Genomic DNA, 12,777 nt, shown 5'->3' with positions numbered 1-12,777 from the left:
ATGGACACTAAGGAGACGGAAGATAGTTCAATCAAACCTGAATCTACTGATGAGAAGAAAAAACCTACTTCAAATAGGATAACTAAAGCTGAGAGAACCCAAAGGGAGATTGATCGGTTAAACACTGCTCTAGCTACTGGGAAGTTAGATACACTCATCTCAAGGGTGGCGTATATACTAAACAACTTTAAAGAGAGTCGCAACTCTGATATGGTGCTTAAATTAAAGTACTGGGAAATTTTCCAAGGGTTTAAAGGAAATGTAGTTGATGTTAATCAAATGTTTAAGTTGGAAAGAGACACATCAATTGCAAGAGCAAGGGCAAAGATTCAAAACGAATATAAATTGTTTCAAGCGGATGACAAGATAAGGTGGTTCAGAAAAAGTAGTGAGGAAATAGAAAAAGAACAACAAATAGCTAACAAGCCTGGGAATCCAGTAGTTTCAATATATGCTGACGAAAGTGGTAAGAATGATACATATTTGATCATTGGAGGCCTCTGGGTACTTGTACCAGAGAGAGTAAGATCATTAGAAGCGCATTTTAGTCAATGGAGAAGAGATAGAGCAGATAGGAATTTGCCGAAAGAATTTCATTTCACTGAAATGAAAAAACATCAGTTGGAGATGTATAAGGAAATATTTACTGAATTGGTTTCATTATCAGATATGATTAGTTTGAAGGCGGTTGTTACAGAGCGATCCAAGAGCAGATCAAAGTCTATTGATAATTTAGTTTACTCACTTTACTACCAACATGTTCATCATGGCATTGAACATGAGGTGTCTACAGGGAGAGTAACATTACCTAGGTCAATTAATTTCTGGAAGGATATGGAGGAAGGGACAGACGCGGTTTTTCTTGCTGAGTTGAAGCAACATATGGTAACAAATTTTGAAGGTTACTTTAAAGATTCTCTTGTACTAAGCACTTTTAGCCCAATTAGCTCCATTTCGAGTATACTAATCCAACTAGCTGACTTGTATACAGGAAGCATCAATCGTATTTTGAACCCACCAAAAGAAAACACTAGAAATCATAAAGATGAATTTGCTGAATTTGTTTTTGATATTCTGAAGTTGGATAAAAGCAATTTTAAGAATCAAGAGCAGGATATGGCTATGATTCATTTCCTTGAAATTGAAACCACTGAATACAATGCCAATTCTGATGATTTGGAGCCATAAATATAGATTGAGAAATCTTACATTACTTACCACCAATCACTGATTATTCGTAACTGTATAATCAGTAGAGAGGTGGTTTTGTGTTTATATCCCCGATGTTACTAGAAACGGCGCATAGCCCTTTCAGTCATTCAAACTATATATTTGAACCTAAGATAGACGGTCATAGGCTAATATTTTCTCAGCAAGGTGGAAAAATCAAATTATACACCCGACATGAGACGGATTGTACACGGCAATATCCCGAGCTACTGCATCCATTTGGTGATGACATTATATTCGATGGAGAAGTGGCTTGTACCGATCCAGAGACAGGCGCGATTGACTTCGAAATGGTGATGAACCGGTTCCAGGCCAAGAAACCAGATAAGATACGGCAGATAACTGTCACTCAGCCGGTAACATATGTGGTATTCGACATTCTTTCTTATAAGGGCCAAGACCTACGCAAGCTGCCACTGATGAAACGCAAGGAAATCCTAAGCAGCATTTCAATGCCGAATAAACACTTTGGAATAATACCGTTTATTGAAGCAGAAGGAGAGACATTGTTCAGTCAGATGGAAGCTCAGGAGCTTGAGGGTATGGTTGGAAAGAGAATGAATAGCGTATATGAGAGCCGCCGATCTCCATCATGGCAAAAGGTGATTAACTGGACTTATGCAGAGGTATTTATCACTGGATACCGTAAAGACGAGTTTGGATGGCTTACTTCAGTCGTTACCGAGTCAGGAAGACTACGTCCAACCGGGATTATAGAGCTTGGTGTACCGCCTAAAGCTAAACAAGCATTCTACGGAGTAAGTAAATCAATCGTAACTGGCGAAGATAAGAATTTCGTATACCTTGAGCCTAGAATAAGAGCAAAGGTAAAAACACGGAACTGGACTAAGAATGGAATGCTTCGATCACCAGCATTTGTTGAATTTAATTTATCTACGGGGTGAAGAAGCGTGAAACAAGGCAATAAAGGAACGAACTCTTCAAAAGTAAATGAACGCAAAGTGAACATGGTATTCAGCTCTCAATCTAAAGAAATAAGAAGACAGGTTCTCAAGGATTTTGCAATAAATAAGATCAGTGAGAAAAAAACAACATAGCATATAATAAAAGTCGCTAAAAAAGCGGCTCTTTTTTGTATTACGCTTGCCACCTATATATGACGGGTGAATACGGGATGCCGAGATAACTATACGGCACGGTCTCGGTGTCCCTTATTATGAATTAAAATAAAAAAAGCCCACTGTGAGTGGGCAACCCATTATTCAAAAGAACATTACTTCGCCTGTTGTAATGTCGCATGCACCAACTGTTACACTTAGTCCATGTTTTCGAAGAGTTGTTCTAACGGCTGCGACGTGTAACGGGCGAGAAAATTCATCACATGGGATGACTATGGAAGTTTTGTGGCCTGTCTTGCTAAAGGCTTTTAATTGTGCGATAGAATGAGGATCTTTGTAACTATCAAGAGTTTCCACCTCGATGATATGGATTGATCCGTTGATGTCGGCAACAATATCTGGGATGTAACCATTCATCTCTGGTGGTTGGGACAAACCAATGTGGTCGGCCATGAGTCGATAACCGTTATTATGTAATCTGTTTGCAACTAATCTCACGACTCTTTTGTGAATCGTATCAGAATTATGTTTTCTGAAGTAAGACAGCGGTTTTAATGCCTTCTTTTCCAACATAGTTTCACCTCCAAATAATTATTTCATCTATTATACCATCCAGTCACAATATGTTGTATATATTTCCCGTAATTGCCCAATATTTTGTGATTATAGCTGCCGAGAGGCGGTTTTTTAATTTCGATTTCTAAAGGAGAGAGGAGAGAATGACCATTGAAAGGGAAATACGGATAGACCGGCACGCCTATGATCGGTATTGCGAAAGAGTAGAGCCGATAGGATGGCGAGAACTTGAGAAACAGGTCCGGGGATATGTTGACCAAGAATACTTCCAACAAGATGGGTACCTAAAATTGGGCGAAATTTGGTGGCGAGGTTTTGTGTCGGATTCTGAAATAATGCTGCACACATGTTACGGCAAAACTCACATCGATATTCCTAACGCGATTAGGTGGGCAAAACGCTATAATGATCGGCTGAGGTTAAACATATATGCCGACTAAACCATTAAGGCCATGTAACAAGCCAGGATGTAGAGAGTTAACATCTGATGGTTACTGCACTACACACAGGAGAGACACCAACCGATACTATGACCGACACATACGGGACAAAAAAGCCACGGACTTTTACCACAGTGTAGAGTGGCAAAGAGCCCGGGAGGCCGTGCTCATGAGAGACCATGGCTTGTGTCAGCATTGCTTAAAAGATAATCGTGTGACACCAGCAGACATGGTACACCACATCAAGCCACTGAAGACGCACTGGATGTTAAGAGTAGTGTTGAGCAACCTGATAAGCCTGTGCAATGCATGCCATAACAAAGTGCATGGAAAGGGTGAACAGTAATGGAGAAGTCAACGGATATCAGTGAGCATCCGTCAAGCTTTGCAGTGAGTACGAGCAATGATGAGGATGTGTAAGCCAAGATGGAATACTTCAAGACACCAGAGAAGGCGAATGCACGCTTTGACATGGTTGTTGGTGAGTATGACAACGTCTATCTGTACAAACTCCTGCGTTGCTCCGAGGTCCGCGAGGGCTAAAGGAGGGGGCGAGGGAGGTGCCGAGGGGTGCCGGGGGAGGCAAAAAAAATTTTCGATTCACGCTTCCGAAGACCGGCGCGCCGTCTTCTGCGAAGAAAGTTCCCCACGAAAAATTTCGAAAGGAGGGTCCGGTATGGCTGGGCAGAGGGAGCCTTTAAATTTGCTTCTGATTAAAGGGAAGAAGCATTTGACCAAAGAAGAGATCAAAACGCGCCTGGAGAGCGAGGTGAAGGCGAAGGATGACAATGTTAAGCCGCCGAGCTACCTTCCCAAAAAGTTGAAAACTGAATTCGAAGAAATTGCAAACGAGCTAATGCGCATTGAGATCATGTCTAACCTGGATGTGGATGCCTTAGCTCGTTTTTTGTTGGCCCGAGAGCAGTATGTAAGGGTAAATAAATCGTTGCGCTCAATGCCTGTGATGGTTGATGCAGAAACAAAGAGCGGCGAAACTATAAAGATACCGAATGAGTCTTATGGTGAGCTGCTCATAAGCCAGGACAAGCTATTCAAACAATGCCGACAAGCTGCTGCGGATCTTGGATTAACCATCAGTTCTCGTTGCCGTTTAGTGGTTCCTAAGAAGTCGGAGGAGAAGCCGAAGACAGCAGAAGAGAAGATGTTTGGTGATGTGTTATGAATGAAATCGAACGCTTGATTGAGTCGATTGTCCAATACTCAGAAGATGTGGTGGATGGTCGGGTAGTAGCGTGCAGAAAACATAGGTCGGCATGCGCTAGATTCCTTGAGGATATCCAGAAAAGCGACTCCGATGATTCCCTGTTCTACTTTGACATAGATGAAGTATACCGATTCTACCGATGGGCACGGATGTTTAAACACAGTAAGGGTGTTTTGGCCGGGAAACCAATCGAGTTAACGCCGTTCCAACTCTTTGTAACAGGCAATATCTTTGGGTGGAAACGGCGTGATAACGGCCTTAGAAGGTTCCGAAAGGCTTACATCCAGTTGGCGCGGAAGAATGCAAAGTCCCAATTGCTTGCACTAATCGCAAGTTATGAGGCGTTTCTATCGCCGGAACAGTCCGAAGTTTACATTGCTGGATGGGGCCGAGAGCAATCAAGCATCGTATATGGGGAAATTCTAACCCAAATCCGCGGCGTTGAGATGCTTGAGGGGAAGTTTACCGACTCTTACGGTCGGATCCGGCATTTGCGCAGCGGCAGCGTGATTCAGCCATTGTCCAAGGAAGCTCGTAAAACTGGTGACGGTAAGAACCCGAGTTTGGGGGTCGTGGATGAATACCACGTTCACGAAACGAGCGAGATATACGATGTTCTGATATCCGGTATGGTTGCAAGACCGAATCCATTGCTCGTTATCATTACAACAGCCGGCTTTGACATGTCGAAACCGTGTTTCACTGAATACCAGTATTGTTCCGATATCGTTGATCCTAACAGCCCAATCGAAAACGAGGAATATTTCGTAATGATCTGTGAGTTGGATAAAGACGATGATATAAAAGATGAACGAAACTGGCCGAAGGCAAACCCGATCGTATGCACGTACGAAGAAGGGGTTGCCTTTTTGCGTTCAGAACTCCAGACGGCACTTGATGTGCCTGAAAAAATGAGAAACTTCCTAACCAAGAACATGAACCGGTGGGTGGATCAGAAGGAGAATGGTTATATGCCGATGGATGCATGGCGCGATTGCGGGCCGAGTGAAGGGAAGAAACTGCCTGATTTGTCCGTACGTGACTGCTATGTAGGCGTAGACCTTTCGATGAAAGTCGATTTGACCAGCATCGGCGGCGTTGTTCCTCTTGGTGATGGTCGTGTTTATGTATGGCAGCACAGCTTTATACCTGAAGACACGCTGTCAGCAAAGCGAAAAACAGATAAATTCGATTATGATTTAGCGATTCAGCAAGGGGCGTTGACTGTAACGCCTGGAGCTGTCGTTGATTATAGATTTATACAGCAAAAACTCAAGGAAATAGCAGCGGAGAACCTTTGGACGGTTCAGGAAGTCTGTTATGACCCTTACAACGCCACTCAGTTCGCTCAGGAGATGGAGACTGATGGTTTTACCATGGTCGAGATCAGACAGGGCATGCGGACGCTCTCAGAGCCTACCAAACTGCTCAGAGAACTCGTGAAGTCGGGCAGATTAATCCATAACGGAGATAAACTCCTAACCTGGGCCGTTGGTAATGCGATCGTAAAACAAGATCATAACGAAAACATTCAATTGGATAAAGAAAAATCCACGAATCGGATTGACCCAATTGCCGCAATTATTAATGCCATGGTGCGTGTGGTCATAAACGAACAAAGCGCCGATGTTTCGGAATTCGCTGAAGAAGATTTCCTCAGTAAACTTTGGGGCTGACTATGAGGGGAGGAGGTGTGAATGTGAAAATCATAGACTACACAAAGCGAATGTTTGGCATCAAAGAAAAACGTGAGACGTTAGAGTTGAACGTGGACGACAGACGATTGCTAGAGGTCCTAGGGATCGATATGGATGATATCAATGTCAAAGGTAAGGGCGCTCTTAAAATCGACACAGTCTATGCTTGCGTGCGGATCCGCAGCGAGTCGGTTGCCAAACTGCCTCTTAAAGTGTACCAAGAGGATGAATCAGGGGTCCAAAGCCAAAAGAGACACCAGATTTACCAACTGCTGAAGCTTAGACCTAACCCATATATGAGTGCTTTTGACTTCTGGAAGGTTATTGAGGCTCAAAACTGCTTATACGGCAACGCTTATGCAAACATCGAGTTTGACCGTAAGGGTAATGTCGTTGGATTGTGGCCTATGGACACGAGCCGAGTGAAAATAGTCGTGGATGATGACACATCCATGAGCGGCATGGCAATGCCGCGTTCACATGTGGCGTATAAGGTCGATTTAGGCTATGAACAGCGGAAATTGAAAGCAGATGAGGTTCTTCACTTCAAAGGCGGCGTAACTCTTGACGGTCTTGTTGGTCTTTCGCCGTTGGACTGCCTAAAAGGCACGCTTGAGAACGGGGCTTCGGCAAGCAAATTCGTCAATAACTTCTACAAGCAGGGGCTGCAAGTGAAAGGCCTTGTGCAGTATGTTGGCGACCTGGACGAAAAAGCGAAGCGAAATTTCCGTGAAAAGTTTGAAGCCATGTCATCCGGCCTCAACAACAGTCACCGGATAGCCCTTTTGCCAGTGGGTTATCAGTTCCAACCGATCTCAATCAGCATGCATGACGCTCAATTCCTGGAGAATAACCAGTTGACCATCCGGCAGATTGCGGCGGCGTTTGGAATTAAGATGCATCAACTCAATGATTTGACGAGAGCAACGCACACCAACGTTGCAGAACAGCAAAACGAATTCTATACCGATACCCTTCAACCAATCCTCACGATGTATGAACAGGAGATGACTTACAAGCTCTTGTTGGATGAGGAAATCCAAGAAGGGTATTTTTTTAGGTTCAATATTGATGCAATCCTAAGGGCCGACCTCAAAACACGTTATGAAGCGTACAGAATCGGCGTACAAGGCGGTTTCCTGAAGGCGAATGAAGCGAGAGCTAAAGAGAACTTGCCGCCAGCAGAAGGCGGTGACGAGTTGCTCGTAAACGGTAGTTACGTGCCGATTTCACAGGCAGGCATTGCTTACGCCAGGAAAGGGGGTGATGGAACTGGACAAGGAGAAGACGCTGACGAATCAGAAGGAGATTCGAGCACTGCCGGTGACGCTGGAAGTGAGAGCGAGTGAAGGTGAAGAAGGGCAACGGACCATCACCGGGGCGATTAAGTACAACACAGAAAGCGCGGAGATGCGCGACTATTGGGGCGATACATTTGTTGAGACAATCGACAAAGAGGCCTTTAAAGACAGCCTAGCAAGCCGTAACGTCATTGGTTTGTGGAGCCATGACACAAGCCAAGTGCTCGGAAATACCAAGTCGGGAACGTTGCGGTTGACCAACATGGAAAACGAACTACGGTTTGAACTCGATATTCCGAACACAACCGTTGGAAATGACGCTTGGGAGTTGATTCAGCGCGGCGATGTTGACGGTGTTAGCTTTGGAATGAAGGTGACCAAGGAACAATGGTCAAGCGAAAAGCGCGATGACGGCCGTCTGTACCGCAGAAACATCCTGAATGCGGATCTGTACGAGATTAGCCCTGTGGCTTTCCCGGCATACCCTGCGAACGAAGTGGCAGCGAGATCCTTAGAGGAATTTAAGGCTTCGGAAAAACGCGCTGCTGAAAAGTATGAAACTGAAAAAATGCTTCTCGAACTCGACCTTTACGGTTGAGTTTTTTTATTTCCCAAATAAACCACGGAGGTATCCAAATGACTAAAGAAATGCGCGCTTTGCTCCAAAAACTGGAGAACGCAAAACAAGAAGCAAGAAGCTTGCTTATGGAGGACAAGACTGAAGAGGCTAAAAAAATGATGCCGGAAATTCGCAGTCTCCAAGAAAAAGTTGATATGCAAAAGGAACTGGATGAAGTAGAAAACCGCGACTTTGGCGGCAGAGAGCACAGAGAAGGCGGTCAAGGCGAAGAACGCGACATGAAGGAACTCGAAGCCGAATACCGCAGCATCTTCCTCCAAGGCATCCGGCGCAAAAGAATCACTGAAGAACAGCGTTCCGTGATCCGTGATTATGAAAAACGTGCTGTTATGAACGAGGGTGGCACGAATCCAGCCATTCCGGACGGTGATTCGGGCATTGTGGTTCCGCAAGACATCCAAACTCGTATCAACGAATTGATGCGTGACTGGAACGACCTTTCCCAATATGTAACGGTGGAGAACGTTACAACCTTGTCCGGATCCCGGGTCCTTGAAACAGACGCTGATATGACTCCTTTTGCTGATGTGGATGAGTACGGGAATATCCAAGAAACGGACAACCCTAAATTCACTCCAATCAGTTACAAAGTTAAGAAGCGCGCCGGTTACCTGCCACTTACCAATGAGCTGCTTCAGGATAACGATGCGAACCTGCTTGGTTATGTAACCAGCTGGATTGCTCGCAAGGCGGCACACACAAGAAACGTGCACATCCTGGCTCTCTTGAAAACACTGACTCCTAAAGCGCTCGCTGATCTGAAGGCTATTAACTCCGTCCTTAACGTTGATTTGGATCCGGCAATCAGCCGCAGCTCGGTTATCTTGACGAACCAGGACGGTTTCAACTGGTTGGATAACCAAGTTGATGGAATGGGCCGTCCAATCCTGATGGACGACTTCACGCAACCAGGACGTAAGCTCTTCAAAGGTCGTCCAATTGCGGTCGTATCTAACCGCAACCTGCCTTCGGATGGTACCAATGCACCGTTGATCATCGGTAACCTGAAGCAATTCATGGTGCTGTTCAACCGTCAATTCTTCGAACTTGCATCTACTCGCGAGGGTGGCGATGCTTGGAGACGCGATACCACAGAGCTTCGTACCATTATGCGCGATGATTACGTTAAGTGGGATGCTGAAGCTGCTGTATTCGGACAACTGGACATTACACCAACGCCTTAAAATTACTGAGTAGGGGGCTGTTAAATCAGCCTCCTTTTCTATTGGAGGTGAGATTGTGGCTAAGGTTATCCAAACATTCAGAGAGAAGTACCATGACGACAAAATCTATTATGTCGGTCAAGATTACCCTGAAGACGACAAAGAACGTGTCAAATATCTTGTGAAACAGGGTTTTTTGGACGCTGTGATTGAAGAAGAACCTGAAAATCACAAAAAACGGCGCAAGAAAGACGTGAATTCTGATGGCGATTCTGACGCTTGATGAAACGAAACTATGGCTGCGAGTAGACGGAAACGATGAAGATGCTATAATTCAGACCCTTATGGGGGCTGCTGAAACGTATCTCGGCAACGCTGTAGAGGTCCAATTTGACTCTACAAATCAACTCGCAAAGCTGTTTTGTCTCGTTTTATGTGCTGATTGGTACGAAAACAGGGAGTTAATCGGCTCGCAGCCGAGCGATAAGGTGCGTTTTACTTGTCAATCCATCATGACGCAACTACAAAACGCCTACGGGCCGCCAGAATACGAGGAGGGGTAGCGTGTCGGGATCAAGTGCTAAGAACTTTTTGCAAAACGGTGACACCTGGGTCATCGGGGGAGAAATTCAACTTGTCGGAGACGGTGTTATCACAAAGGACGGTCAGCCGGTAGTTGGAGGAGATGGATCGGGTGTTGATATCCCAGACGGAAGCATTACCACGGCTAAGATTGCAAGCAAAGCAATTACGGACGACAAGCTCGCAAACCCGAAAGTGGATGTGCCGCCCACCTTAATTCCGAAGATGGTGATCGGTACAACATTGGAAGGCAATAAATTGGGCATTGTGCCTTATGAGCAAACACCAACCGCCGACCATCTCGCCATGTATCAGTTTGGCGGACAATTGGCTGTGGCGGATCCGCAAGCAGATAATGATGCGGCGAACAAGAAATACGTAGATACCAAGACGTATAACGCCTCAGCCATTAATGCCGGAACTTTTGATGCGGCGCGCATCCCAACGTTGCCACAGTCGAAGATAACCAACCTGACGACCGATCTTGCGGCCAAATTAACTGCATCCAAAGCGGCGGCGCAAGCCGATAGCACGGCTACGGACGTGGATGGGCTGAGAGCAGACCTCAACGCCGTGCTTGCGAAGTTGAGAACCGCAGGAATCATGTTAACATGAAGCCTTTCGTAAATGATCTGAATCGGCGAATCACCATTCAGCATTACACAACGGTGGAAGTCGATGACGAAGGGATTGCACGAAAGGATTGGGTTCCTTTGGCTACGGTATGGGCTGCTAAGAGTTACGCTGCAACCGGGGCGAGAGAATACTTTCAGGCTGCTGCAATCAACGCCGAGAAACGCATTCAGTACAGGATCCGTTATCGGAAGGACATTCTTCCTAAGATGCGTGTTGTAGATGACGGGAAAACGCTAGAAATCATCACGGTCATGGAGGATATCAACAGCGATAGAACCGTTACGCAAATTATTGCGGAGATGTTGGAAGATGGCTAGACGTGAAATCCAGTTGCAGGGTATCGATCAACTACTATCTGAGTTGCGGCGGCGGAGTGAAGCTGCTTCAAAACGAGTAGAGAGTAAAGCTTTAAAGGCTGGCGGCGAGGTTATGGCTGAGGATATGCGCGAACGTGCGCCTTATTCTAGCTTCGACAAGGTCCATCTAAGGGATAACATTGTCGTCACCAATGTAAGGCGTAAAGACGGCGTGAAATACGTGCTTGTGGGTCCTAACAAGCGCGTTTCTTGGCGTGCCCACTTTCCTGAGTTTGGGACAAGTAAAATGCCAGCTACGCCGTATATTACGCCCGCGTTTATAGCCAAACGCCGAGAAGCCTTGGAAGCAATTGCTGAAGAACTAGGAAAGGGGCTGAGAGGGTGAATCTGAACGATATAACCATTAATGTCGCAGTCACAGAGACAGACCTTTTCAGGAATATGCTTGAGGTATTCAAGGATTTTGCTAATGACGAAGAGATACCGGCAGACAAACGAAAGTTGTTTGTTGAAAGGCTGGTACAGATTGGGGCCATTCGCGGATGAAGACGGATGTGAAAGCCGAGATACGCACGGCCTTGATTTCAAACCAACAACTAGTATCGTTGCTTGGGGGCCAGCGAGTCTATCAGCTCGCAGCGCCGAATGCAACAGAATATCCACGAATCACTTTTTTTGAAATCGAAAACTCAGATAGTCAGTTCGCAGATAACGAAGTGTACGCATCTGAAGTTTTCGTTCAAATAGATGTTTGGTCCAAAGGCAGCACCTCCGAAATTAGCGGCGAAGTTGATCGCACTATGCGGCAACTTGAGTACAGCCGTTACGGGGGTGCTGATTTATTTGAGCCGGACACACAAATCTATCACAAGGCGCTGAGATATCGGCGCACATTTGAGGAGGGTTAACATGGCAGGAGTACGCATTGGTATGGATAGCATTTACTACGCCATTATGACAGATGAGGCACTCGAGACTTACGACACGCCTAAACGAATCCCAGGGGCTATCACGGCGACTGTATCGCCAACAACGAACAGCACCACGCTTTACGCTGACGACCAAGCTGACGAAGTTGCAACAAGCATGGGTGATATTGAGATCGAGATCAATCCTAAGGACCTTACGCCAGAAATCCTGAAGGACATTCTTGGTGCAACAACAGATTCCAACGGGGTCTTGATTCAATCGTCCACGGACAATGCACCTTACGTTGCTCTCGGATGGCGCAGCCGGAAATCCAACGGCAAATACCGTTACTTCTGGTACTACAAAGGTAAGTTCCAACCGAACGAAGAGGAGTTCCAAACGAAGGAAGATACTCCGACCTACCAAACGCCTACGATCACAGGCTTGTTTGTTCCACGTCAAAAGGACAATCAGTGGAAAGCTAGCGTAGACGAAGATGGTACCGGCGTAGGCGCAGATGTCACTAAGAACTGGTTCACAACTGTATACGAAACACCAGTACCTACACCATAATGCAGCGGCCTTCGGGCCGCTCTTTAATTTAAAGGAGGCGTAATTTATGTTGAAAATTGAAATTCGTAAAGGCGATGAAGTAAAAACGTACGTGCAGGACTTTATCAGTGGTCGGATGTTCCGCCGGACTATCGAAATCCAAAAGCTTTTTCAAGTTAATGAACAAGGTAAGAACGTCATTGACGAAACGCACATTGATGCACTAGTTGCTTACGTTGTGGAACTGTTTGGCAAACAATTTACAGTTGACGAATTTTACGATGGTGTTGAAGCTAGATCCCTGATTAGCACGATCATGAGTTGTGTTCAAGAAGTTGCAGGTCAAGTAACCCAAGCAGCAGGGGTTACGGACCCAAACTAGAAGGGGCGGACGGCGATCCGCTCGATTCAACTAAGGATCTTTATTTAA

At 45.6% G+C, this 12,777-nt stretch carries 17 protein-coding genes; 16 read left to right on the top strand and 1 reads right to left on the bottom strand.

Annotated elements, in window-relative coordinates:
• Entirely contained in the window at positions 1–1,188 is a 1,188-nt protein-coding gene (locus BBD41_RS03265) for a DUF3800 domain-containing protein (RefSeq protein WP_099476701.1), read from the top strand.
• 80 nt (positions 1,189–1,268) lie between these two features.
• On the top strand, positions 1,269–2,135 hold the full coding sequence (locus BBD41_RS03260) for an ATP-dependent DNA ligase (protein ID WP_099476700.1): 867 nt from the start codon (positions 1,269–1,271) through the stop codon (positions 2,133–2,135).
• Positions 2,136–2,453: 318 nt separating this feature from the next.
• Here the strand turns inward: BBD41_RS03260 and BBD41_RS03255 are convergent, their stop codons facing one another.
• A complete protein-coding gene (locus tag BBD41_RS03255) occupies positions 2,454–2,882 on the bottom strand; it encodes a hypothetical protein (protein ID WP_099476699.1) in 429 nt (142 codons plus the stop codon).
• Positions 2,883–3,314: 432 nt separating this feature from the next.
• On the opposite strand from BBD41_RS03255, the gene BBD41_RS03245 reads away from it, so the two are divergent.
• The 14 genes from BBD41_RS03245 (at position 3,315) to gpG (ending at position 12,729) form a co-directional block, all read left to right on the top strand.
• A complete protein-coding gene (locus tag BBD41_RS03245; protein WP_099476697.1) occupies positions 3,315–3,671 on the top strand; it encodes an HNH endonuclease in 357 nt (118 codons plus the stop codon).
• 330 nt (positions 3,672–4,001) lie between these two features.
• Complete coding sequence (locus tag BBD41_RS03240) at positions 4,002–4,508, top strand: phage terminase small subunit P27 family (protein ID WP_099476696.1); 507 nt, start codon at positions 4,002–4,004, stop codon at positions 4,506–4,508.
• Positions 4,505–6,226, top strand: coding sequence for a terminase large subunit (locus tag BBD41_RS03235; RefSeq protein ID WP_099476695.1), 1,722 nt, complete (start codon positions 4,505–4,507; stop codon positions 6,224–6,226). Before BBD41_RS03240 ends, BBD41_RS03235 begins: the two co-directional genes overlap by 4 nt.
• 23 nt (positions 6,227–6,249) lie before the next feature.
• On the top strand, positions 6,250–7,596 hold the full coding sequence (locus BBD41_RS03230) for a phage portal protein (RefSeq protein WP_237087004.1): 1,347 nt from the start codon (positions 6,250–6,252) through the stop codon (positions 7,594–7,596).
• On the top strand, positions 7,514–8,146 hold the full coding sequence (locus tag BBD41_RS03225) for an HK97 family phage prohead protease (protein WP_099476694.1): 633 nt from the start codon (positions 7,514–7,516) through the stop codon (positions 8,144–8,146). Before BBD41_RS03230 ends, BBD41_RS03225 begins: the two co-directional genes overlap by 83 nt.
• Before the next feature lie 38 nt (positions 8,147–8,184).
• Positions 8,185–9,372 (top strand): phage major capsid protein, encoded by a 1,188-nt coding sequence (locus tag BBD41_RS03220; protein WP_099476693.1) that lies wholly within the window; start codon positions 8,185–8,187, stop codon positions 9,370–9,372.
• Positions 9,373–9,427: 55 nt separating this feature from the next.
• Positions 9,428–9,634 (top strand): hypothetical protein, encoded by a 207-nt coding sequence (locus BBD41_RS03215; protein ID WP_099476692.1) that lies wholly within the window; start codon positions 9,428–9,430, stop codon positions 9,632–9,634.
• Positions 9,615–9,914, top strand: coding sequence for a head-tail connector protein (locus BBD41_RS03210; protein ID WP_099476691.1), 300 nt, complete (start codon positions 9,615–9,617; stop codon positions 9,912–9,914). The genes BBD41_RS03215 and BBD41_RS03210 overlap by 20 nt, the downstream gene beginning before the upstream one ends.
• 1 nt (position 9,915) lies before the next feature.
• Positions 9,916–10,548, top strand: coding sequence for a hypothetical protein (locus tag BBD41_RS30760; protein ID WP_237087003.1), 633 nt, complete (start codon positions 9,916–9,918; stop codon positions 10,546–10,548).
• Positions 10,545–10,886, top strand: coding sequence for a phage head closure protein (locus BBD41_RS03200; protein ID WP_099476690.1), 342 nt, complete (start codon positions 10,545–10,547; stop codon positions 10,884–10,886). The genes BBD41_RS30760 and BBD41_RS03200 overlap by 4 nt, the downstream gene beginning before the upstream one ends.
• Entirely contained in the window at positions 10,879–11,271 is a 393-nt protein-coding gene (locus BBD41_RS03195; protein ID WP_099476689.1) for an HK97-gp10 family putative phage morphogenesis protein, read from the top strand. The genes BBD41_RS03200 and BBD41_RS03195 overlap by 8 nt, the downstream gene beginning before the upstream one ends.
• A 157-nt stretch (positions 11,272–11,428) precedes the next feature.
• Positions 11,429–11,794, top strand: coding sequence for a DUF3168 domain-containing protein (locus BBD41_RS03190; RefSeq protein ID WP_099476688.1), 366 nt, complete (start codon positions 11,429–11,431; stop codon positions 11,792–11,794).
• A gap of 1 nt (position 11,795) precedes the next feature.
• On the top strand, positions 11,796–12,368 hold the full coding sequence (locus BBD41_RS03185) for a major tail protein (protein WP_099476687.1): 573 nt from the start codon (positions 11,796–11,798) through the stop codon (positions 12,366–12,368).
• Positions 12,369–12,414: 46 nt separating this feature from the next.
• Positions 12,415–12,729 carry a phage tail assembly chaperone G gene (gene gpG, locus BBD41_RS03180; protein WP_237087002.1) on the top strand — a complete coding sequence of 105 codons (315 nt, stop codon included), beginning with the start codon at positions 12,415–12,417 and terminating at the stop codon, positions 12,727–12,729.
• Positions 12,730–12,777 lie beyond the last annotated feature (48 nt).

The organism is Paenibacillus ihbetae (genome assembly GCF_002741055.1).
In the GTDB taxonomy this organism is placed as follows: domain Bacteria; phylum Bacillota; class Bacilli; order Paenibacillales; family Paenibacillaceae; genus Paenibacillus_AQ; species Paenibacillus_AQ ihbetae.
Note: the sequence above shows the minus strand (reverse complement) of the source record. Positions and strands in the feature narration are given on the sequence as shown.